Source organism: Bacillus sp. TH50, assembly GCF_016650565.1.
GTDB lineage: Bacteria > Bacillota > Bacilli > Bacillales > Bacillaceae_G > Bacillus_A > Bacillus_A mycoides.
Genome location: NZ_JAEKFM010000008.1, coordinates 208,394 through 233,442, shown reverse-complemented (window position 1 = coordinate 233,442; position 25,049 = coordinate 208,394). Strand labels below are relative to the sequence as shown.

Sequence of the window (25,049 nt, the reverse complement as noted above, 5' to 3'; positions counted from 1 at the left end):
ATTTATAAAAGGAGAAATTCATATGAAGAAAATACAAAAGCAATGTGAAATTGTAGAAGAATTGGATGCAACAGTAGGGCAAGAAGCATTATGGATAGCTCATCAAATGGAATTAGAAAATGGAATGAACAATGAAGCTACCATAATAAAGATAAAAGAAAATCTTCAAATAGATACTTTTAAGAAAGCGCTTACTTTAATAGTGCAATCTCATCCGGCGCTACGTACACTATTTATTAAAAGGGACGAAAAAATTAAACAATTCATTCAAAAGAGTATAGATTTTGATATACCAATTAAGGATTTAACTGCTTTTAAAAACACAGAACAAAAATTTATTTTTAAAAAATTCTTAGACTCTATAGTGAATGAGAAATTTGATTTAGAAGAAGGGCCTTTGTTTAAATTCCACATCATTAAATTGTGTGAAGATGAATTTATTTTACATATGATTTTTCATCACATTATTTATGATGGATGTAGTTTAGGGATTTTTATCCAACAATTGTCTCATACGTATTGTGAATTACTTCAAGAAAATACGGGTTTAGTATTAGAATCTCCGTATAAGAGCCTTGTAGAATTTGAGGAAGGTTTTATTGACAGTGCAATATATAGAGAAGGATCATCCTATTGGAAAGATTATTTACAAGGTGAATTACCTCCTATAGAGTTTCCAGCTACTATTAATAAAATGAATGAACCGATATATACGAATGAAAATATAAGTAAGAATATTGATGCCGATCTATTTTATCAAATACAATGTTTTTCTAAAAGAAATAACATAAGTGTCTATCGGGTTATGTTAAGTACTTATTGTGCCTTGCTTCATCAAATGACAAACGCTGAAGAAATTATTGTAGGTATTCCAATTAATACTAGACCACACACGGAAGAAGGGAATGCTTTTGGTTATTTTGTTAATACATTACCAATACGTATAACAATAGAAAAGGGGGATACATTTAAGGGGATACTTAACAAGGTGAACAAATCTGTTCATTTGGCTATTAAGTATAAACATAATCCATATTCACATATAGTAAAAGATTTAAATCTAAATAATAATACACATCATAATATGATATATTCAACAGCATTTAATACGGTAAGGATACCTCAATTGAAAATTCCAGATATTGAGTCCACAGTTTTAACAGATTGTAAAAGAGTAAATCCTTTTAACATGACCTGGAGAATAATGAGATATGAAGGGGAAACAGAGAATAAAATTGAGGTTGACTATAATTCAGCGTTATATAAGGCAGAGAGTATTAGTGATTTAGTTGAAAGATATATATATTTGTTACAAAAACTAATGAAGAATGTAAATGAGCCTATCCATTCATTGGATTTACTTTTAAAAAAGGATCATCGTTTATACAAAGATATAAACTCAAATACTCTTGCATATCCTAATTCAAAAACACTAGATCAATTAATCGATCTACAAGCATTAAAATCGCCAAATCAAATAGCGATTTCAATGGGGGATAAATCGATTACCTATTATGACTTGCAGCAAAGGTCAAATCAAATAGCGAATTATTTACGTGAAAATGATATAAAAAAGGGACAGCGTGTAAGTATTACTATGGTGAGAGAGATTGATACAATTGTGTGGATTCTAGGCATACTAAAATCAGGTGGAGTTTATGTACCAATCGATCCAAAGTTTCCTGAAAAAAGAATAGAATATATATTAAAAGATAGTGAAAGTCAAATGATTATTACAAAGAAAGAATTCAGGGGATTAATTGAAAGTTTTGCGATTCATACAATTTATCTAGAGGATTTTCATTACGCTAATTCTATAGAAAATATTGTACCTACACATACCATAGAAGATACAGCGTATATTATCTACACGTCAGGTTCGACAGGTTTTCCAAAAGGAGTAGGTGTACCACATAAAGGAGTAATTAATTTATCATATTCATTAATGAATCAATTTAATTTAGACAAAAATGATGTATTTTTACAATTTGCAACGATGATTTTTGATGCCTCCATTATGGAAATGTTTCCGGTTTTGTTATGCGGAGGGAGAATGCATTTAATTTCTGAAATGGAAAAACGTTCTGCAGAAGAATTTATAAATGCAATTAACAAGAATGGTATTACATATGTTCTTTTACCAACTGCATTTTTTAAATTAATAGCTGATATGCCAAAAGAAATGTTACTTACATTAAATTCTTTAAAATGTGTATTTGTGGGAGGGGAAACCCTACCTGCTGAATCAGTTCGTAAATGGCAAAGTAAATTAGGGTTAAAGATTCCAGTTCTTAACGCATATGGTCCTACTGAAGCTACTGTATGTACAACCATTTATGAAGTAAATCATGAGATAAAAGAAGAAAGTTCTAATATCCCAATAGGTAAACCAATTGCTAATAGTAAAGTTTTCGTGGTCAGTCCGTTCAACACGTTATGTCCGTCAGGAGTAGTAGGTGAGTTATTCATTGGTGGTGATGGGGTTGCCAAAGGATATATAAATCAAAAGGAAAAAACAGAAGAGGCATTTATTTCTTTAGAAGAATCCTATAATCGCGATAAAAAAATGTATCGTACTGGGGATTTAGTACGTCTTTTACCAAGTGGGAACTTAGAATTTATCGGAAGGAAAGATAATCAAGTAAAACTACGTGGGTATCGAATTGAGCTTGATGAAATTGAAAGAGCATTATTTAAACACCCAGAGGTAAAAGATGCAGTAGTAGTAACTTATCAAAATGACAAAATCGCTAGCTTTTATTTATCAAAAGACAATACAGAGATAAAACAAGAGGACTTAAAAACATTCTTAAGTGAAAGTTTACCAGATTTTATGACTCCAAATTATGTATTTCACCTTAAAACATTTCCATTATCACCAAGTGGTAAGATTGATAGAAAAAAATTAGAATTACAAATCCCATCTTTACTTGAAAATATGAAGAATCAATATGTACCACCAATAAGTGAAACAGAAAAAAGGTTGGTAAAAACATGGTCAGAGATTTTAAATTTAGGGAAATATAGAATCAGCAGAGATGATGACTTTTTTAAACTTGGGGGACATTCATTAATTGCTGTGCAAGTGTTAAATCAAATTCAAAAAGAGTTTCATTTGAAAATAGAAATTAGAGATATTTTTGAGCATACAACAATTGCTAGTCTATCTGCTTACATTGATAAATTAATGGAAGTAAATACGGATAGAGAAGAACATGATATGCAAGTATTAAAGGTTGCAGATAAGGAATGTTATAAGTTATCCAGTGCTCAAAAAAGAATCTGGTTTTTAAATAAGTATAACGCTATTAATAGAGTATATGATACACAACTACACATAAATATTGAGCCAAGTTTAAAAAAGAATATTTTACAAGACGCCATAAGATTTTTAGTTGAACGACACGAGATGCTACGAACAGTGTTTATTGAAAAAAACGGGGAGCCTAGACAGGTCATATTAAAATCAATATCTATTGACCTTATTCACGATGATATTGAACACATAACTAAAAAGGAACAACAAGAATATATACGTAGAACAATAAATCAAACGGATCATACACCATTTGATTTGGAAAATGGACCACTTTTCCGGATTAGAATTTTTAATCTTGATAAGAAAAGATCCTATTTATATATCAATTTACACCATATTATTACCGATGAGTGGAGTGTAAGGAATTTATTAGATGAATTAATGAAGGTATATAATGCCTTTGCTAATCGGAGAAATCCTGATTTACCAACTATCCCCAATCGATATGTGGATTATGTTGAGTGGGAACACAAGCAGCTAAAATTAGGCCGGTGGGATACAGAAAAATCTTATTGGATGACCGAGCTTTCGGCGCCTCTTCCCATACTAAATCTTCCGTTAGATTTTAGTAGGGATCGTCAAAGTACAAATAAAGGTAAAGTCTTTGAAATGAAGTTAGATAATAAAATGAAAGAGTCTTTGAAACAAGTATGTGAACAAGAGAATGTGTCTATGTATATGCTATTTTTGGCAGCATATATACAATTGTTACACTATCTAACGGATCAAAAAGATATTATTGTAGGTACACCGGTTGCTGGAAGGAATTATCAGGAATTTGAACAAATACAAGGATTTTTTGTAAATACTTTAGCTATTAGAACACAATTAAATGATGTGAAAAATTTAAAACAACTAGTACAAGTCGTTAAAGAAAAATGTTTGAATTCTTTCCAAAACCAATCGTACCCATTTGATAAAGTAATTGAGCAAATAAATCCTGATAGAAGTTTTGGAAATAACCCTATCTTTTCTACAATGTTTAGCTATCAGAAAGATATTTTGCAACAGCATGATGCGTACAAGCTTCAATTGTTACCTATTAAACAAGATGTTAGTAAGTTTGACATTTCTTTAGCTGTTGAAGAAGGATCGGATTATGTAGAGATTTCATTTGAGTATAATATTAATCTTTTCAAGGAAGCGTCAATTAATAGGTTTACTCAAAATTTACTTAATATACTGGACGCATTTATTCATCAAAGAACAGTGGCATATGAGAATCTTTCATTCCTATCACTGGAAGAGGAATCTCTATATAGAAAGGTAAATCATACAGAAAGACCGTATCCTTATTTTCAAAATATACAGGAGCAATTTTATAAGCAAGTTGATAGACAATCAAATCGGATTGCTATAGCTACAGAAACAGAGTCTTTAACATATAGACAATTAAATATGAATTCTAATCAAGTAGCTCAACATTTACTCGAAAAAGGTATAAAAACAGGTGACAAAGTAGCCATATTTTTAGATAGAAGTATCAATAGTATTGTCTCTATGATTGGAATATTAAAAGCTGGCGCTGCCTATATACCAATCGATGTAAAATACCCCGAGGATAGAATTAATTATATAGTAAGTGACAGCGAGGCATGTAGAATTATAACGAATAATAAATACAAAAATCATTTGAATTTAAGTAATTATAAGGTTTCAATAATAGAGGATATATATCGTACGACAATAAATGATGATGTTAAAATTTAAAATAAATCAGATGACTTGGCATATGTGATTTATACTTCAGGATCAACAGGCAAACCAAAAGGTACATTATTAACCCATAAAGGAGTATTGAATTTAGCTGAATGGAGAAATGAAGTGTTTCATATTTCCCCAGATGATAAAGTAACACAGTTTTATTCTCATAGTTTTGATTCTTCTGTATCAGAAATTTTTTCTACTTTGTTAAATGGGGCAGAATTACATTTATTAAGTGATGAACAGCGCTATTCAACTGTAGCATATGCCCAAGCTGTCCAAGAAATACAAGCAACTATTTCTGATTTACCAACAGTATATTTCAATGAATTATCTACTTCATTAACTAAACTAGATAGCGAGAAGATACGTTCTTTAAGATTTATGATAATGGGAGGAGAAGCTGCATCAACAAATGCTATTAGGAGTTGGCAAAATGCTTTTAAAAACCAAGTGCAACTGGTAAATGAGTATGGCCCTACTGAAGCAACTGTTTCAGCAATGTATTACTTCATACCAGTCTTAGAATGCGAAAATAACATTTTAGGTAGTATACCGATTGGTATTCCAATTTCTAATACAAAGGTTCATATATTGAACTCATATATGCAACATTGTCCGGTAGGTGGCATGGGTGAATTATATATTGAGAGTTTAGGATTGGCCCAAGGGTATTGGAAGCAGGAAGAGAAAACAAAACAGGCATTTATTTCAAATCCATTTTCAGAAGATAATAGTAAAAGGTTATATCGAACAGGTGATTTAGCAAAGTGGTTACCAAATGGAAATATAGAATTTATGGGGAGAAAAGATAAGCAGGTTAAAATTAGAGGGCATAGAATTGAATTAGGGGAAATAGAAGATGCAATATTCCAATTTGAGGGGATAAGTCAGGCTGTTGTAACACAAACAAAAGATGGAATGCTATTGCAAGCTTATTATAAAACAGTGGACGGTATAGAAATAGAGAAAAATAAGTTAGCAATACATTTATCAAATGTATTGCCAGAATATATGATCCCTAAATATTACTCTCATGTATTAGAAATACCAATAACAGCTAATGGGAAAATTAATTTCGAAAAAATTCCAGAAATAGACTTTGATAATGGGCAAAAGGATGTTTGTATACTTAAGCCTCAAACTAAAGTGCAAAAAAATATTGCAAAAGTATGGTCTGAAGTTTTAAACATAAAATCTATAGGTTTAAAAGATGATTTCTTTAATTTGGGTGGACATTCTTTAAAAGTTATGCCGGCATTAGTTAAATTAAAACCGTTATATCCTAACTTAAAAATTCAAGATTTTTTTAAGTATAGAACAATAGAAAAATTAGCCTATCATATTGAAGAGATGGAAAATATGCCGTTAAAGAAAGAGAAAGATATTAATGTAGCATGCATTGAAAATGAAACGAAAACGCCCCCTGTTTATAAAAGAAATAAATTGGAAGAATGCGGGATAGATATGGTGAATTATCCACAAGCAATTTTTCTTACAGGAGCAACAGGATATTTAGGAGCTCATGTTTTAGAACGATTATTACAGTTGCCATCTACGACTATTTACTGTTTAGTAAGAAAAAATGAGAATCAAGTAATTGATGAAAAGTTAAAAGAAAGAATGAGATTTTATTTCGGTAAAGAAATTATTCAAAAGTTGGAGGAGAGCGTAGAATTAATTGAAGGAGATTTATCTTTGATAAATCTAGGTCTGGATTCAAAGCAATTGGATCATTTAAAGAGTAACGTAGAGTCAATAATACATTGTGGTGGAGAAGTTAGACACTATGGAGAACGTGAGCATTTTCAAAAAGTAAATGTTCAGTCTACAAAATACTTATTGGAATTAGCTAAGAATACAAATGCACGTTTTCATTATATATCGACTTTAAGTGTAGTAGGGCAGGCTGAAAGCGATCCAAAAGAATTTAAATTCTTTGAGTCTAATTTTGATAGAGGGCAAAATTTAGATAATGTGTACTTAGAAAGTAAGTTTCTAGGCGAGAAAATGGTCAGAGAGGCAATGGAAAAAGGAGTGCGTGCTACGATATACCGTGTGGGAAACTTAGTGGGTAACTCTAAAACGGGTAAATTTCAATTTAATATTAATGAAAACGCTTTTTATAGATTATTGAAAGGGATATGCTTATCTAACATAGCACCTGAAATCAATACGTATGTAGATTTAACACCTGTGGACTATGGAAGTTTAGCTATTACTGAACTATCTTATAAGGCCAATACAGTAAATAAAACCATGCATATTTGTAATCCAACTCAGCTTAAATGGGACCAATTTATTAATAGTTTACAAGCTTTTGGATACGATATAATGTTAATGAAGCAAGGAAAGTATGTAGAGAAGGTTTTTAATACCAATCTAACTACTGATGATCAACAAGCTTTAGAGCTCATAATGCCTTTGTTAGAATCTGTAGAAGAACTATCGGTAGCTATTCCATCTTGTTCGTATACGCAAGGATATTTGAAGAATGTACATTGTTTAGAACCAAATCAAGAGTATATCAATTTGTTATTAAATTATGCCATGAGTATAGGGTATTTACCATTAATTAAAGAACCAATACTGTTATAGCATATACTATCGATTTTTAACAAAAAAGAAAAAGTATTTCTCTTCGGGTTCTGGTGCAAAAAGATAATGAAGAGTAAAAAGAATGAGTCATTCCTAAAGGAATGACTGTTTATGCGGTAAGACGAAAGAGAATATTAATTAGTTGTATCTGACTTTGGACAGACCTTCCTCCATGGAAAGTCTGTCCTTTTCTAATCATATGCATAGCTTCAATTCCAGCAAGTGTTTTGGTTGCTGTGTGAAAAGATTGAAATCCTAGCATATATCGGGTCCATTTCTTGATAAAACGATGGCCTTGCTCGACAACGTTGTTTAGATATTTCAGCTGTCTTCACTTGAATAGCCACTTGGAATAAGGATCGACGTAAATGAGAAGCACTATGCTTGAAGATGAAGGTACCTGTAAAGTTAAAAAATTCCCTTTGTGTACCAAGGAGCAAAATATATTTATGATAAAATATAGAAAAAGATGATTAAGAAGGGACAATTAAAGTGAAACCAACAATTTATGATGTTGCTGAAAAAGCAGGTGTATCAATAGCGACTGTATCTAAGGTAATTAATTAAACAGGGCGTATTAGTGAAAAAACAATAAACAAAGTAAATAAAGTAATGGATGAATTAGATTACCAGCAAGTAGTGTAGCAGTGTTAACAGGTAAAAAAACATACACGATTGGGGTACTTGTCCCAGATATCTCAAACTCCTTTTTTGCAGAAGTAGCAAGAGCTTTTGAAAATAGTGCATGAGAATCAGGGTATACACTCATTTTATCAAAGATAGGCAAGAAAACCTCCACCTCAAAGAACGGTAGGGACGGAGTCCAGTGAGTAGGTGGGGGATGAATTGCCTTCGGACAACGGGTAGCGTTAGCTACCTAATATGCCCGATCTATAGGATTTCCACATGGTAAGATAATAGAAAGGAACATTGAATGTAGGTAAGGGAGGTGAGATGTAAATGCCAGTCAAGAAGGCATACAAGTTCCGTTTGTACCCAAACGAGAGGCAAAAGGAGCTAATAGATAAGACTATAGGGTGTGCGAGATTTGTATTTAATTTTTCTCTAGCAGAACAGAGGAAGAAAGAAAAACTGTGGTTACAGGTTAAAGAACTTGTGCAGGCAGGTATTTCCCTTTTTGAAGAGTACAAAACGGGCCTGTTTAGTAAATACCAAGCGGTTCCGAACATTCCGAAACTAAAAAAGAATTACAGTTGGTTAAAGGAAGTGGACAGTACTGCCTTACAGTCTTCTATAGAGGATTTACACGAGGGGTACGCAAGATTCTATAAGAAGCAGGGTGGGAAACCTCGATTTAAGTCAAAGAAAAACCCTGTACAGTCTTTTACTTCTAAGAGGGTCAGTAACAATATAGAGGTTATAGAAAAACGAATTAAACTACCTAAACTGGGGTCTGTTAAGTTCGCTAATTCTCGGGAGGTAGTCGGAGATATTAAGAGGGTAACGGTACGTAAAGCACCTTCTGGACGTTATTACATCTCAGTCCTTACAGAAACGGAAGTGGCTCAATTACCTAAAACGGGAAATACCGTAGGTATAGACGTAGGGTTAGTCCGATTTGCAACCTTATCTAATGGAAAAGAGTACGTTCTTCCTACAAGTCCAAAGTTAGAACAAAAACTTATACAATTACAAAAAGTTCTTTCCCGTAGAAAGGTAGGGTCTTCTAACTGGGAAAAACAACGTAAAAAGGTCGCTAGAGTCTATGAAAAGATAAAGAATATGCGAACAGACTACTTACAGAAATTCTCTACCATGATTATCAAAAACCACGATAACATAGGGGTAGAGGACTTGAAAGTAAGTAAAATGGTTAAAGATAGAAACTTCTCTAAAGAGATAGGTAAAAGAGCCTGGTACTCTTTCAGGGTCATGTTAGAGTATAAAGCCTTGTGGTATGGAAAGAAGGTCATAGCAGTAAACCCACGCTGTACCTCACAAACATGTAGTAAATGTGAACATGTCTCTAAAGAGAATAGGAAAAGTCAATCAGAGTATTACCAGCAAATGAAGATGAACATTTAACTCAAACATTGGAGGAGATTGCGATGAATCAAGATCCAATTTTACAAAAGGCAATAAATGGGAAAATATGAGCCGTGATTCTTCTTTCCGAACGGCATATGAAGCTCGAGAGAAACTACTTCTAGATGAACAAGCTAAGCTAGCACATGCAGAACAAGAGGGTATGGAAAAAGGTATTGAGCAAGGTAAGATGCAAATGATCCGAGGAATGCATGAAATTGGCGTACCACTTGAAACTATTGCAAAAGCAAGTAAGTTAAGTCTGAAGGAAATAGAGCGTATCTTGAAGTTAAAATAAATATATATATGTCTACAGAACTCATGAGTAGAAAAAATTAGACGTTCATTATCATATTACGTCTAATCGTAAAGCATTGCTGAAGATTTTAACAGTGCTTTTTCTCAATCAACTTTTTGATATTTTTCATTCTGCTCACAATTATATAGAAAAGTTGAAAGAAGAACGTGAATAGTCCGAAACAAATGTGTTTCGGACTAGGGATTCGATATTTTATCCATTTTATTCAACATTTTTTAAGAATTAAAAGGCTGAATTTTCTGATTCATAAAGCGAGAAAAATGTATTACGTTAATCAATAGATACCCCACTAGAGACAATCGGTTTTGTTGGTGCTGGCGTATCTCCACCATTAAACGAAGAGTGTTGTGATACATTTAAACTAATCATGCTACATGCTAATGCACTTACTACTACCATACTTAATAACACTTTTTTTATTTTTTTCATTACTTTAACGCTCCTTTTCTCAAATGTTTCTTATCAGCATTATTGCTAATATAGAAATATTTGCTCGCTTTAACATGATTATTTGCCTCGTAAAATTGGAGTGCTAAAATCTCTGCATATTCTTTTACACAATCCCACATGTCCTCTTTTTCAAAATAAGAAATTGCATCAGTAACTACTTTTTCTAATTTAATTCTAGGTAGTTCTGTGATTAGTTCATTTAAAACTGCGAAACGATGCTTATATTCCTCATTCCCTGATTCATTTGTATACTTTATTCCTTGCTCGATATATGCTTTTGCTGTTTCAACGCCTTCTAATTTATAATATGCTCTTGCTAAGACAAATAATGCTTTAAAATGGTTCGGTATGGTATTTATAATTTCAGAACTCTGTCTAATCGCCAATGGATATAAGTCTTGAATATTATATAACCAGCCTAAATTGGATCGTACTCGTAATAATAATTGTTCTTCATCATACTTCTTAAAAACATCAATAACCGTATTGAGACATTCTTCCGCTCTTTCAAATTCTCTTAGGTCTATACAAGCCAGTCCATATACATTGTCGCATAAAGCAATATTAATTTCATAGCCTACATGATTCCGGTATATTTCTTTGGCTTTTACTACATGTTGAATCGCTTTAAATGGTTGATAAGATTGATAACAGTAAGTTGAAAATCTATACTCAAACTCGGCTTTTTCTACTTCATCAGGTATATCAATTAAAAGTTCTTCTGCCTTTTCATAGTGTGTTTTCGCTTCAGTATAATTTGCTAAAATTGTAGAGTGGATTGCCTTAAAGAAATAATAATAGTAAGCTAAAAATGAAAATTCCTCTTTGATATTAGGGAGTTTTTCTATTTGATTAAAAGAATCTTTTGTAATACTCATTCCATCTACCAAGACTTTATATCTAAAATTCAGTAGGGAATAATAGAATGATACATATTGGTCTATTTCTATTTCCTTTAAACGTTCTTTTACTTGTAGATATGTCTGTTTTGCTTCTTTTACATGATATAAACGAATTTCTTCATACCATTCATGTAATAATTCCATCAATTGCTTATTACTTTTTTCTTGAACAGTCATAATATCCCCCATTTCTCTGTAAAGGCTTATTCTGATAATAACAGGAAATAGATACATTAAATTTAACTACGATTTTTTTCATTAATATACAGAATATTCTTAATCATTTGATTATCTATGCTTTTAAATTTCAAATAGTAAAATTAAGGAAATGAAAGTTTCGTTAATGGATTTTTTGATTTTTTAACTGTTGTCTATTGAATACTTCTTATAAGCGGTGGCGTAGCACTATAGTATAAAAAGAGAGAGCTTATACTATTATGGTATTGAGAAATATATAGGGCTTATTAAGCTTCAAGGGATTCCCCGAAAATAAATAGAAGTATATCCATATCTATTTACATTGAAGAGGGAGCGTTGGTTTATGATAAGTTTTGGGGTTAATTTACGCACTATTATTAGTTATACACAAGAGAGTAGGGATCTTAATAATATACGTATTTTAAGTAAGTTGGGTATAAGATTATTTGATATATATGGAGAACGATTACCTGTATCAGATGTTAATCGAGAACTGGTAACGGCATTAAAACGCCAAGACATAAATACGCAAAGATATATATTAAGTCATTTACAAGGATAGAAAAAACGATATTATGCCGTGTTTACTCATACATATGTACTATCCGATAAACCAAGAGGCTATAATCGTAGGTTTGTGAAATTTCGTTTTCCTAGATTTAATTATATACTATAGCATGTATTACTATGAAATGTATAAACCTCGTGTGTGTAAGTAAGAACAGAATAAAGCATGTGTAAAAAGTACCCATCCAATTATTATGTGTATCACAATTGGATGGGTACTTTTTTACTTATTCTCAAATAGGGAAAAAGCTAAATGCAATGGATAGTCATCAAAACGCGAGTGTACAAATGTAACAAATGAAATTTCTATTCATAAGTGTGGTTCTTCTATTTAATCAAGTATGATTTAATACTTTCTTAGTTTTGGTTAAGGAAATTTATATACTTAAAGTAAAGGGGAGAATTTTTAATGAAGGGGGAGGAGAATTTGAAAATTTTCAACTCAGTTGCTCCTACACAAATAAAAAATGAAGATTTACCATTTGATATTTCCTGGATGACCGATTGGATTGTAGACTGGTTTGGTTCTTTGTTTAATGGCGGCAGTGATGTAATAAAAGATGGGGGAAATAAAGTAGATGGTGCAGTCCATGTGAGTGTGCCTGCATTTTTTGATGTTATTTTCCTTATTCTTTCTGTAGTAATTTTAATTTCATTATTAGTTTTTGGAGCTTCTTTATGGTTTAAACATATAAAGTGGAAAAAAAGATCTATCTATTTTGGAGTAGGTTCGTTTATTCTCATTCTATTAATAAGGATTCTACCAGTGTTAATGTTGACAACACGTTCTTTTGATTTTCAAACCTTTATGAGTAATATGGTGGGTTTAATCACTTCTATAATTTTAGGGACAGCTGTATTGATGTTTTTAATATCTTTAGCATTAGGTATGCTTTATAAGAAATTTGAACATCCCAAATATGGAAAATGGAGTTCAAGTTTGAGATATAGTTCAATTTTTATATTTGTAATGACATTGCTAGTACCGGCCTTACTGCGTCATTTATAATCTTGGTTTATATAAGGAGAAGGAGGAATAGTGCAGGTAGTATCTATAATGTTTCTGTGTAATTATGCTAGTACTTGTTCTCCTCTAGGTTGCTGATTTAAGTCTTAAACATTAAAAAGGATTTTGTTGTACGAAGTTTTGGCAAAGGAGGAGAGGTACTAGTGACCACTTTTGTTGTAATGGTGAGTATATTCTTAATTCTGTTCGTAATTGGTCCCAAAGCGACTAAGAGAAAAGAAGAAAGAGATAGAATAGAAAAAGAACATAAGGAGAAAATGGAGATTTTAGAGGAAGAAAAGATTGATTTAGATATTAATGGAACCAATGTAAGGTTACACAAGAAGCCTAAATTAAAGAAAAGTATATATAAAATAAAGAGTGATAGATAACTCCTCAATAGTAACTGTCAGCTAGAAATGAAGATACGGCGCTGTAATGGAGGAAAGATCACAAAAAATGATTAATCTTTATGTATAAAAACTTAAGCAATCCAAAATTTAAACCCATATGAATTGTGGATTTGAATTAAAGTTTAATAAGGATCTTATTTCAAGATGGAATGGATGTATATATTCATTCCATCTTTTTTATTGTTTAATATATCACTTAATGATATATTATTTATAGATATATCATTAAGTGATATAGAGAGTGGGGATAAAATGAAGTCACTAGAACAATTAACCGATTCAGTATTTTATATTATGGCAGGGTTTACAAAGCCTAGACATGGCTATGCGGTGATGAGTTTGATTGAAGAATTAACGAATGGAAAAGTAGTAATTGGGCCTGCATCACTATATACAATCATTAAAAAGTTAATAACCCAATCATACATTGAATTATTTGATGACTCAGATTCACGTAGAAAGGTATATGTTTTGACGGATAAAGGAAGAGAAGTGTTAGAGCAAGATATCTTGAGACGTAAAACGATGCTTGAATTTGCTGAAAATGGATTAAAAGGGGAGAACTAAAATGGGAGAAACAAAATATATAACATCATTTGGAATTGCTTTTTCTGAAAATAAGGATTTTAAAAAGTTAAGAAAGTATGCTGCAAAAGGATGGATTGTGAAGCGCTTTAAAAGAATGGGATATGAATTAGAAAAAGGAAATGCTGAAGATGTTATTTTTAGTCTTGATATTAGAGAATTAGGTGAGAATGATTTAGAAGAGTATGTCGAAATGTTTGAATTGGCAGGTTGGGAGTATGTTTGTTCAAGCTATAATATGCACCTATTTAAAGCGAAACCAGGTACAAAGCCGATTTATACAGATGCAGAAACAAAAAGGGAAAAGATTAAAAATGTTAGAAAACCAGTTATATCAACAGTTGCAATCAGTACGGCCTTAGTGATTGTAAGTTATATAGTTTCTTCGATGAGTTCGGGATTATTAAGTACAATATTTGAAATAGTTTTCATGTTTTCGATTGTCATAACTATTCCAATGTTAATGACATTAATAGCGACTTACTACCATTCGTTGCGAACAAGATAATATAGAAAGTAAATTTTTAAGTTTATAAAAAAGGTGGGTGTTAGAAGTTATTCGCCTACCAAAATGATCCGATTTTTTAGAGATAAGTTATAAATCCCTTACATTTGAACAATCTCTGCTCAAATGTAAGGGATTCTTTTTATAATAAGATGAATCTTCTCAGTATCTTTTTATCTGAATTCATTTTAATTGTTGAAAATTTTGTAAAAATACTGATTCCAATAGGAATATATGTGCTTTATTCTCCTGTATTTTATTTTTGCACCAGAACCATATAAAAAGAGGACGAATAGTTACGTCCTCTTTTTATATGGGTATATTAGCCACAAAATAATATCATTTAAATAAATCTTCTATTATATTAGCAGGGGATAGTGATAGAAAAGTGTGTACCTTTTCCTAGTTCACTTTCTATCTCTATATCTCCGTTTAATTCTTTAATAATACTGTACGCAATCATAGTACCAAGCCCAGTACCTTTTTCTGTTGTTGAATAAAATGGCAAGGCAATACGTTTTATTTGTTGGGAAGACATTCCTATTCCTGTATCAATAATATCAATTACAATAGTATCTTTTATTTTTTGTATATTTATTTGTAATACGCCACCATTTTTCATAGCCTCAATTCCATTTTGTATGATGTTGGCTAGACATATTTTTAATTTTTCAGGATTAGCATATATGTAAAGGGAACCTGTTGTAATATGCTGTTTTATTTCAACATTATATGAAAGAGCGAGTGGTGAAATATTATCTTTCACTTGATTTAATATGTAATTAATATCTAGTTCCTCTTTTATAATGTTTTGTGGTTTGGTTAAAGATAAATAGTTATTAATAGTAGATTGTATTTGTTGCATTTCAATTAACATGATTTCCAAGTACTTATCTTGAGGTACCTTAGAACTTTCATTTTCATTTAATAACTGAGTGAATCCCTGTACCGTGGTTAGTGGATTATGGATTTCATGCGCAATAGATGCAGCTAGTTCGCTAGCTATATAAAATTTTTCTGCTCTTTGCATTCTTTCTTTTATTTTATATTTCTCGATCATTCCTTCTATTAAATAAACTGATAATAATAATGTGAAAATATTTATGACTATATAATTAAATGAAAATTCGATGAGAGTAGAGTCAATTTTACCACCTGTATTTATTTGCGTTACAATACCGCAGATAGAAAGGGAAGTTGTACATATCAAAATAAGTATAATGCTTAATAATATCTTCTTTTCCTTGAAAAAAGTAGGTGATAAGTAACGAAACATGATTGTAATAACAGAAATAATAGTAAAGATAATAAATGATGGGAAAACTCCGCTTCCACCTAAGTAAAATCTATAAGAAAGATATAAAACTCCAATACAAATAACGCACTTTGTATTTCCATATAGAAAAACTAATATGATGGGAATAAAACGTAAATCATAAATGAACCCAGCATGTAAATAAAAAGGAAAAGTCATACAAAAAATAATTGAAATGGAGGAAAGAACAGAAATTAATATAGTATTACATACCATTTTTTCTTTATGTTCTAGCCAAAATACTTGGTAACTAAGGATACAAATTATAATAATAAAGGTATTTAATAATAGTGTAGGAATTCCCATAGTTTATGCCTCTCTGCGAGTTTGTAAGCAGGATTATGAATGTGTTTAATCTAGGTGTTTGGTTGTATTAGATTTTCTAACTTTAAAAAAGAAAAGGAAGGGCACTTGAAAAAGTGCTTTTTTACTATTTATATTAGAACCGATGAGGAAGATAGAAATAAAAAGTTACTTTTACTTATGAACAAAAGAACTGAAAGTAGCCCTTATATAAGTAAAACAAGAAGTAAATTACTGAAATAGGTACGTTTTTCTGGAGTGAATATTCCGAAAAAACATTGTATATGACGAAATCCATTTTATAGCCTTCGCCATATTAACATGTAATTTAATAAATTACAAAGAAAAAATTAAAAATTATTATTTTTTTGTTAATTTAATTTATTTGAAAACGAAAAAGTCTTCAAGAGGTCACGATTGAGATACTAGGATACTTAGACCAATAGTCGAACTTCGTCATAACGTTGTTACTTTTTTACTCATAGTCTTCCTACTAATTTTAGTATAATTTATTATCTGAAAGTTCTAATAATTAATTACGTAAAACCTCCTTTTTCATTTCATTTTATATTAAATACAATGATATTTATTGACACATAATAATGCAAATTTCCAGTAAACTAATAGTAAAAATCCTATAATAACATAATTTACTAGTTTCGATATAAATATTGCAGGTGCAAATGCAATAAAAATTCATTATTAATCCTTATATTCAAGCAAAAAATATCTGTTTACATATTAAATAACTAAATGTTTTTTCGGAATTTTTAGTTAGGATGCGATTGTTTTTATAGTATTATTCTTTAAAAAGTTCATTTGAAGAAAAGAGCTTTGAAGGGTACTTCATAGGTGGTCAGGAGCTAATTTTGTAGATTTAGAAGAAGAATGGTTACTAAACCATTAAGATTTTGGAAATGAAATTATTGAATTTATGTTTGGGAAAATGAGTGATGTTGTTTCATTTGTTGTTAAGTGTGTGTGAACTATATCCCTCTCTTAAAATATCTTTGTAGTAGTCTTTCATACCCAGAATCGTTTCCGTACTTCAACTACTGTTATTCTAGTATTTTACCCAGCTTCTAATTTTGTTAAGGTATCCCGAATATTGTTGCTTTTATTAAATTATATATTTTAATATCATAATTTATAATGGGTGTTGAGAAAATAAATAATTTGTAAAAATAATATAATATTTGTAACTTTATGTCTTATAATATGAAATATCTTCGTTGTGATTATTTTAAATATTTGAATAATACATCAGGTTCATTTTATCTAGGGAGGTTTTAAAATTGGGGAAAAGAGTTGTTAAAAGAGTTCTTGCATTATTATCAGTACTAGCATTATTCTTTAATGTGTTTCTACCGAAGGCAAATGCGGAGGTTATGACGCATGAAAAGTATTCAATGAACTGGAGCTATAGCAACAGTTTAGGAAAGGATATCCGAACTGAAATTATCAAAAATTCAAGCGGTCAAATCGCTTATTGTTTAACTCTAGGTTTAAAATCACCAAATGGAGAAGATCTTCCTGAAATGGGGAAAACAGATAATGTAGTATATAGAGTCCTATTAAATGGTTTCCCGCAAAAAAGTGTAGAACAGCTGGGAGTAGCTAATAAGAATGAAGCACATTACGCGACACAACTTGCCGTTTGGAATGCATTAGGTCAACTTGATGTAAATGAATTAAAGCATACGAATAAAAATGTCGAAAAAGCAGCTAAAGCTATTATTGATGGTGCTAATAGAAGTGAAGATACTCAAGATATTTTTATGAATGTGATTCCTGCTGAAAAGCAAAAAGCAGAATTAAAGGGTGAGTTCTTTGAAACAAACCTTTACACAGTAGAAACAAATGCTAAAAGTGGTTCTTATAAGGTAGTAGCGAAAAATGCACCTAATGGAGTAAAAATTGTTAGTGAAAATGGAGAAGTGAGAGATCAACTTTCAGTTGGGGAAAAATTCCGTATCCAAATTCCTAAAGATACAAAAACAGGTGAATTTAATCTAAGTGTTGCTGCTAACTTAACAAAAGTTCAAGCAATTGCTTACCGCGGTACTGATACTGTCCAGAATGCTACAGTACTACTAGAAAGAAATGAGGAGAAGCTTAGTAGTGACCTTGCAGTAAATTGGGAAGCTGCTGGTTCTTTAAAAATTAAAAAGGTTGGAGAAAATGGGGAAGCTTTAGCTGGTGCAGTATTTGAAGTCTTTAATGCAAATAATGAATCAGTTGGAAAAATCACGACTGGTGCTAATGGTATTGCAGAATTAAACAACTTACCAATTGGTACCTACACAGTAAAAGAAATTAAAGCACCAACAGGTTATGTTTCAGGTGATAAACCACAGACTATTGAAGTTAAGACAGGGGAAACAGGAGCTGTTCAAGTAGTAAATAACAAAGTGAAAGGTAACATCGAAATTAAAAAACTTAGTGATTCAGGAAAGGTTTTACCAAATGTTGAATTCACGGTCTTCACTGAAGATGGTAAAGAAGTGAAAAAAGTAGTAACAAAAGAAAATGGAATTGCAAATGTTGATGGTCTTACGTATGGTAAATATTATTTCTTAGAGACAAAAACACCTAATGGATATATTGGAAATAAAACAAAGTATCCTTTTGAAATTAAAGAACACAATAATACACTTACTTTTACAGTGGAAAATACAGAAGTGAAAGGTAGTGTAAAGTTACTTAAAGTAGATAATGAAGATATCGGTAAAAAATTAGAAGGTGCAGTATTCGAGCTAAAAGATGCAAGCGGGAAAGTAATTGGCGAATATAAGACAGATAAAAATGGTGAAGTTAACGTCAAAGATTTAGCGTATGGTAAATATTCATTTGTAGAAAAGGCTTCTCCAAATGGTTATGTTCTTATTACAGAACCAATCGTGTTCGAAATAAAGGAACATGGGAAAATTATTGAGCTATTGGCAGTCAATCATCTTATCAAAGGTGATCTAGAAATTACAAAAGTTGATGTAGCTGATGGAAACAACAAACTTCCAAATGCAGAGTTTACTATTTATAACGAAGCAGGAAAAGAAGTAGTAAAAGGAAAAACAGACGATAAAGGTATCGCGAAGTTTGAAAAGTTACCATTTGGAAAATACACATATAAAGAAACTATTGCACCAAAAGGTTATGTATTGAATGAAGAAACGTTTTCTTTTGAGATCAAAGAGAATGGTCAAATCATTAAACATATTGTCAAAGATGAAAAGATTCCTTCAATAAAAACAACAGCTACTGATAAAACAGATGGTACAAAAGAAATGCACACTTCTAAGTCTGTAACAATCCAAGATAAAGTGGAATACAAAGACCTACAAGTAGGTAAAGAGTACACTTTAAAAGGTAAATTAATGGATAAAGAAACTAATAAACCATTAGTTGTAAATGGTAAAGAAGTAACAGCTGAAACTAAGTTTACACCAAAAGAAGCAAATGGTTCTATTACATTAGACTTCACATTTGATGCAACTGGCTTAGAAGAAAAAGAAGTAGTAGTATTCGAAGAGTTACTGAAAGACAGAAAAGTTGTTACTACACATGCTGATATCAATGATAAAGGTCAAACTGTTAAGTTTGTTAAGCCTTCAGTAAAAACAACAGCTACAAACAAAGCTGATGGTGGAAAAGAGATTCATGCAAACGATTCTATCACTATCCAAGATAAAGTAGAGTATATTAACTTAGTTGTTGGTAAAGAGTACACTGTAAAAGGTAAACTAATGAACAAAGCTATTAACAAACCATTATTAATTGATGGTAAAGAAGTAACAGCTGAGACTAAGTTTACTGCAAAAGAAAAGAATGGTTTTGTAACATTAGACTTTACTTTCGTTGGCGCTGAACAGCAAGGAAGAGAAGTAGTCGTGTTTGAAGACTTATTACATGAAGGTCAAGTAATTGCAACTCACGCTGATATTAACGATGTAGGTCAAACAGTTCGATTTGTAGAACCTTCTATTAAAACAACAGCTACAAACAAAGCTGATGGTTCTAAAGAGTTAGACGCTACAAAATCTGTAACAATCCAAGATAAAGTGGAATACAAAGACTTAATCGTGGGTAAAGATTACGTTGTAAAAGGTAAACTAATGGATAAAGCAACAAACAAGCCATTATTAGTTGATGGTAAAGAAGTAACAGCAGAATCTAAGTTTACTGCAAAAGAGAAAAATGGTTCTATCACACTAGATTTCACATTTAATGCTTCTGCATTACAAGGTAAAGAAGTAGTCGTGTTTGAAGAACTGTATCAAGATAATGTCTTAGTAGCTATTCACGCTGAATTTGAAGATAAGGGTCAAACAGTGAAATTTAAAGAGGTAAAACCGGAACAACCTAAACCAGAACAGCCGAATCCAGATAAAAATACTCCAACATCAGAACAACCTAAAGAGCAAGTAAAAGAGCAACCACAACCTAAGAAAGAAATTCAATCTAAAATTGGATGGTTACCGCAAACAGGTACTAACCTTACAAGTTGGATCTCTATGGCTGCAGGTGCATTGCTGTTAATTGTTGGTGGAGTGATTTTCTTAAAACGTAAAAATGCATAGGAATTAAAAAATAAGCACATCTGTTTTTTAATAAGATGTGCTTATTTTCTTGCATTATTTTTGATTTAAAATGAAATTTGTATTTACACTTTCAATTGCGCTATAACTTTTGTTCATTCTATCTTTCCAGGCTTGCGTTTTTGAAACTTGATTATCTTGTTTGTTTGCATCGATTTGATTTTGCAGATATGGATTGAAAATCAAAATGTGCTTAGTATGATTTTTTTACGAAGTGCTTGTAGTCCACTTATTATAAAATCATAGAATCTCTTTAAGTTAATACAAACTAAAGCCAATTTCCTTAACTTACAGGAAACTGGCTTTTTCTTTGTTGAAATTTGCTTAGCGTATATTTTCGTTAAAATGTTGGTGGTACGCCTATAAGGGATAGCAACTCGAAAATAATAATTCGATTATATATATATATATCACTATATGTAATGCTGCATATGTTATAGACATAATATGCTGAAATATGGAACAATTGGAATTGTTATTTATATAAAAAAATTTGAAGGAATTATATGGTTCTGTTGCAAGGTTTTTAAAACTAAGTTAAACTTTTGCAAAATAGATTGAGGAGAATCATAAATGGAATATTTTAAGGGGAAACAATTCAGGTAGGATACTATTTTAGTAGCTGTCGACTACTACTGTCGTTTTTCTTTAAGTTATCGAGATGTATCTGAAATTTTAAAAGAATGTGGTGTGTCGGTCCATCCCACAACCATCATGCGATGGGTTCATGAATATGGAAATCTCATTTATTAGATTTGGAAAAAGAAAAATAAATCTGCGCAACTATCTTGGCATCTGGATGAAAACTATATCAAAGTTAAAGGGGTATGGCGTTACCTATATCGTGCAATTGATAAGGAAGGGTACACATTGGATATTCAACTTTGTAAAAAACGGGATCATCAGGCTGCATATGCCTTTATGAAAAGGTTAGTAAAAATATTTGGAGAACCAACGGTTCTAACAACAGACAAAGCACCGGCATTACTTTGTGCATTTAAAAAATTAAATGAACAAGGCTTTTATAAATATACTGCTCATTGTACAGTCAAGCATTTGAATAATATCATAGAACAGGACCATAGACATGTGAAACGCCGCTTTGTCAAATCCACAGGATTTCAAAACCTTCAGCATGCTTCACGTACAATCAAGGGAATCGAAACCGTTTATGCTTTATATAAGAAAAACAGGAGTTTTACATCAGACTCCTGTCTTTCGACGTGCAGTGAATTACAAAAACTATTTATAATTGCATAATAGTTAGTGAAAAATACCTCATTTAATTTGATGTTAAGAAACTTTGCAACAGAACCGGTATGATAATAGGGGGCCATCATACATGCCCATCAACTTAAACAATTATTTGTTCCCAAAAATGAACTGAATTAACTAGTTTCTTCCAATCTACAAATGAATACTTATCTGTATTATGGTTTCATTCATTAGGAACTTCAACATAACATATTAATTCTAAACTGTTACCATCTGGGTCTTTGAAGTATACTGGAGCATTGTATTACTTTGGTGTAGACGGATAAAAGGGTTCTGGTGCAGAAAATTTAAAGTGACTGAAATAGTCTTTCAAACCTGGATATACTGATACTATTACACTATAAAAGGTGTGTGATTAGTATAGAAAAGGAAAATTTATTTAAATGGAAACTGAAAATGAAATTCGATAAAGGCAAAATTAGTGAAAGCTATAGGGACTAAGGTGCATTCCACTATGTCAGCCAGTTGCGAAAGGTTAGGAAACTACCAAATTATATTCATTTTGGCTGTTTAATTCCTTATGCCTTTAGGCGTGGGAAGAATTATATATAAAGGAGAATCATGCAGCAGTCAAAGTTCAAAAACAAAAAAGGGGGAATTATTTTGAAAAGGATTTCATCTTTATTATTAACTATGCCGATTATTTTAGGCAGTATTGCTACGATTCCGCATACAAAGGTTTCAGCTGAAACAATGTCATTCAATCAAGAAACATTCACTTTAGAAACATTGAACCAACAGACGGATCAGGCAATTGCAAAGGGTAATTTTGAAGCTCATTTGAATAATCTCACAGCATATCTGAATGGAAATATTGGAGGTATGACTGAAGAGAGTTTAAAAAAGAAGCTTACAGACCCAGTATTTGCAGCAGCTTTGGCTCAGTTTCAATTCATATTACAAACAGGTGCTGCAACAATGGATGCATTTGCAAAAAAAGATGCTGACCATCAGAAATTTCTTAGCTGGGCTATGAAAAATACAAGTGTGATGAATACCTATCTTGAAGGTGGTAGTCCAACGGGAAAAAATCCTGTAAATGCACTTGAGATATGGAATACAATCTGGAATGTGGATGCAGATTCTCATGAAGGATTGTATTTGAAATTAGCGATAGCTACATCGTTAGCTCATGCTGAACCTATAAAATATTGGACAAACAATCAACCTATTAATCCATTAACAAGGTACCAACATTATAAATCAGCAGATCAAAATAATGAGTTACTTCCTTCCTTTAGAACATATAATGTTTGGCATTTAAGATTAGTAGTGAATACTTGGTCACCAGAAGAAGATTTAACTTGGGCAAGAAATATGATTAATACGGAACATCCAGAACTTAAAAATCAAGATAAGGTAGGGGAAAGTGCATATTTGATTAATTATGTAACCCATAACAAAGATGGCGTTAGTATTCACGCTGGAAATGATGCATTCTACGGTTTAGGTTGGAATCTTTCTTCCATTTACAGATTTGGCGGGGTATGCGGTAATATTTCGAAGTTTGGTACGCAAGTAAGCCAAGCCTTTGGAGTGGCAGCTATGCCTGTTGGACAACCTGGACATTGTGCACTCATATGGAATAACAAACCATCTTCTTGGAATTTAGGAAATGATATATCCGGATGGAGTAAATCGAGCCGTCATGATGCAACTGTTATTCCTTGGTCAGATAATAGCCCGACAAATCAAGTACCGTATATGCTACTATTTGAAAATGCTGAACTTGACCCAGTAAAACTAGATCAATCAGAGCGATTACGCTGGTTAGCGAAAGCGATGACTTCAGCAGATAATAAAATTGCAATTTATAAAATATCCACCAATATTTTACCAATCAATTTTTTAGTATGGACAGATTACGTTTCTCTTATGTTACAAAATCCAAATGTAACAGATGCTGAGTGGAAAGAATTAAATAACAGTATCATTTCTGTTTTTGCGAATGAACCGCGACCGATGATGGATCTTCTTACTCAAATAAAAAGCGATGTACCAAATACAGAAGATATCTTGGAAGGAAACCAGTTTGCATGGTCGCTGAAAGGGATTGGAAATTTTGAATTCGCAAAAGTAAATTTAAATAAATCAACAGAAGAAATGCAAATTGATCTAAAAGCAAGTGTACCACATAACTACTTTGATAATATATATGCAAGTATTAAAGTGCAAAACACATCAGGTAAAGTGATCTATAACAAAGAAGTTTATGGGAATAAACAGCAAAATGCTGAAACACAAAAAGTTCCAGTAAAGATCGGCGATTTTATTGAGCTTACACATCTAGAAGGCGGAGAGAGGGCAACATTAATAAATTTAGATAATAATAAACGTGAAAGCTTTGATAAAAAAGCAATGTATGAAGTTACAAAGGATGGCCTGAAGAAAGTAAATCGAATTGTTAATCCTAAGCCAGATACAGAAGCCCCCACACAGCCACAAGGATTATATGCAAGCAACGTTACTTCTAACAGTGTAGAGCTAAAATGGAATCCTTCTTCAGATAATGTAGGTGTAAAAGAATATCAGGTATTACGTGATGGACAATTGATTCAAAAGGTACAAGGAACGACGTTTATTGATCAAAACCTAACAGTTAATGTGGAATATAAATATGCAGTGAAAGCTGTAGATGTAGCTGGAAATACATCAATTCAAAGTAACCTTATTCCGGTAAAAACAAAAAATCAAAATGAATTTTATGAAAAATGGGATCCGAAGAAGGCTTATACAAAGGGAGATAAAGTAGAACATCAAGGGAAAGTGTATGAAGCTGTTCAAAATCATCAAGGAAATGGTGACCTGAATTGGATATTTGCGTTATCGTTATGGAAACAACTTACAATCAATTAATTATGTAAGAATCAGATGTGGATATAGAACATCATAGATTTGGGCGGTATTTTCAAGAATTATGGGATGTTGCTTGAATCTTGATAGATTTCT

Annotated in this window: 12 protein-coding genes, 6 pseudogenes and 1 riboswitch; of the genes and pseudogenes, 12 read left to right on the top strand and 6 right to left on the bottom strand. The window is 31.7% G+C overall.

Going from position 1 to position 25,049, the window contains the following annotated elements; genetic code table 11:
- Positions 1 to 22 precede the first annotated feature (22 nt).
- Positions 23 to 7,621 (top strand): annotated as a pseudogene (locus JFU23_RS29175) (non-ribosomal peptide synthetase).
- 109 nt (positions 7,622 to 7,730) lie between these two features.
- Here the strand turns inward: JFU23_RS29175 and JFU23_RS29170 are convergent.
- Positions 7,731 to 7,952 (bottom strand): annotated as a pseudogene (locus JFU23_RS29170) (DDE-type integrase/transposase/recombinase); the annotation flags it as partial.
- A 161-nt stretch (positions 7,953 to 8,113) separates the two neighbouring features.
- Here JFU23_RS29170 and JFU23_RS29165 point away from each other — a divergent pair.
- From JFU23_RS29165 to JFU23_RS29155, 3 genes and pseudogenes are all read left to right on the top strand, one after another.
- Positions 8,114 to 8,367: pseudogene (locus tag JFU23_RS29165) on the top strand (LacI family DNA-binding transcriptional regulator); the annotation flags it as partial.
- A 214-nt stretch (positions 8,368 to 8,581) separates the two neighbouring features.
- Positions 8,582 to 9,667, top strand: coding sequence for an RNA-guided endonuclease TnpB family protein (locus JFU23_RS29160; RefSeq protein ID WP_201033433.1), 1,086 nt, complete (start codon positions 8,582 to 8,584; stop codon positions 9,665 to 9,667).
- Positions 9,637 to 9,965, top strand: a pseudogene (locus JFU23_RS29155) (Rpn family recombination-promoting nuclease/putative transposase); the annotation flags it as partial. The gene JFU23_RS29160 and the pseudogene JFU23_RS29155, both read left to right, overlap by 31 nt.
- Positions 9,966 to 10,256: 291 nt before the next feature.
- Here JFU23_RS29155 and JFU23_RS29150 read toward each other — a convergent pair.
- Together JFU23_RS29150 and JFU23_RS29145 are read right to left on the bottom strand one after the other, a co-directional pair.
- Positions 10,257 to 10,415, bottom strand: coding sequence for a Phr family secreted Rap phosphatase inhibitor (locus JFU23_RS29150; protein ID WP_000721406.1), 159 nt, complete (start codon positions 10,413 to 10,415; stop codon positions 10,257 to 10,259).
- Positions 10,415 to 11,515 carry a response regulator aspartate phosphatase gene (locus JFU23_RS29145; RefSeq protein WP_002191475.1) on the bottom strand — a complete coding sequence of 367 codons (1,101 nt, stop codon included), beginning with the start codon at positions 11,513 to 11,515 and terminating at the stop codon, positions 10,415 to 10,417. Before JFU23_RS29145 ends, JFU23_RS29150 begins: the two co-directional genes overlap by 1 nt.
- Before the next feature lie 364 nt (positions 11,516 to 11,879).
- Between JFU23_RS29145 and JFU23_RS29140 the strand changes: the two genes are divergently transcribed.
- From JFU23_RS29140 to JFU23_RS29120, 5 genes are all read left to right on the top strand, one after another.
- Positions 11,880 to 12,098, top strand: a complete 219-nt coding sequence (locus JFU23_RS29140) for a hypothetical protein (RefSeq protein ID WP_201033432.1) — start codon at positions 11,880 to 11,882, stop codon at positions 12,096 to 12,098.
- Between the two features lie 414 nt (positions 12,099 to 12,512).
- Positions 12,513 to 13,112, top strand: coding sequence for a hypothetical protein (locus JFU23_RS29135; RefSeq protein WP_002016593.1), 600 nt, complete (start codon positions 12,513 to 12,515; stop codon positions 13,110 to 13,112).
- A 161-nt stretch (positions 13,113 to 13,273) separates the two neighbouring features.
- The gene (locus tag JFU23_RS29130; protein ID WP_002191478.1) at positions 13,274 to 13,501 is read left to right on the top strand and encodes a hypothetical protein; all 228 of its coding nucleotides are present in this window, start codon (positions 13,274 to 13,276) and stop codon (positions 13,499 to 13,501) included.
- A gap of 273 nt (positions 13,502 to 13,774) precedes the next feature.
- Entirely contained in the window at positions 13,775 to 14,089 is a 315-nt protein-coding gene (locus JFU23_RS29125; protein ID WP_033713531.1) for a PadR family transcriptional regulator, read from the top strand.
- Between the two features lies 1 nt (position 14,090).
- Positions 14,091 to 14,615 (top strand): DUF2812 domain-containing protein, encoded by a 525-nt coding sequence (locus JFU23_RS29120; protein ID WP_201033431.1) that lies wholly within the window; start codon positions 14,091 to 14,093, stop codon positions 14,613 to 14,615.
- Between the two features lie 361 nt (positions 14,616 to 14,976).
- Here JFU23_RS29120 and JFU23_RS29115 read toward each other — a convergent pair whose 3' ends face one another.
- Entirely contained in the window at positions 14,977 to 16,233 is a 1,257-nt protein-coding gene (locus tag JFU23_RS29115) for an ATP-binding protein (protein ID WP_201033430.1), read from the bottom strand.
- A 1,292-nt stretch (positions 16,234 to 17,525) separates the two neighbouring features.
- On the opposite strand from JFU23_RS29115, the gene JFU23_RS29110 reads away from it, so the two are divergent.
- On the top strand, positions 17,526 to 20,807 hold the full coding sequence (locus JFU23_RS29110; protein WP_201033429.1) for a VaFE repeat-containing surface-anchored protein: 3,282 nt from the start codon (positions 17,526 to 17,528) through the stop codon (positions 20,805 to 20,807).
- A gap of 54 nt (positions 20,808 to 20,861) precedes the next feature.
- Here the strand turns inward: JFU23_RS29110 and JFU23_RS30350 are convergent, their stop codons facing one another.
- Positions 20,862 to 21,011, bottom strand: a complete 150-nt coding sequence (locus JFU23_RS30350) for a hypothetical protein (RefSeq protein WP_207200026.1) — start codon at positions 21,009 to 21,011, stop codon at positions 20,862 to 20,864.
- A gap of 426 nt (positions 21,012 to 21,437) precedes the next feature.
- Between JFU23_RS30350 and JFU23_RS29105 the strand changes: the two are divergent.
- A pseudogene (locus JFU23_RS29105) lies at positions 21,438 to 22,085 on the top strand (IS6 family transposase).
- A gap of 178 nt (positions 22,086 to 22,263) precedes the next feature.
- Here JFU23_RS29105 and JFU23_RS29100 read toward each other — a convergent pair.
- Positions 22,264 to 22,341, bottom strand: a pseudogene (locus JFU23_RS29100) (VOC family protein); the annotation flags it as partial.
- 161 nt (positions 22,342 to 22,502) lie between these two features.
- Positions 22,503 to 22,573, top strand: a riboswitch (cyclic di-GMP riboswitch).
- 130 nt (positions 22,574 to 22,703) lie between these two features.
- On the opposite strand from JFU23_RS29100, the gene JFU23_RS29095 reads away from it, so the two are divergent.
- Positions 22,704 to 24,956: a putative mucin/carbohydrate-binding domain-containing protein gene (locus JFU23_RS29095; protein ID WP_201033428.1), complete on the top strand. Its 2,253-nt coding sequence runs from the start codon at positions 22,704 to 22,706 to the stop codon at positions 24,954 to 24,956.
- The last annotated feature ends 93 nt before the right edge of the window (positions 24,957 to 25,049 follow it).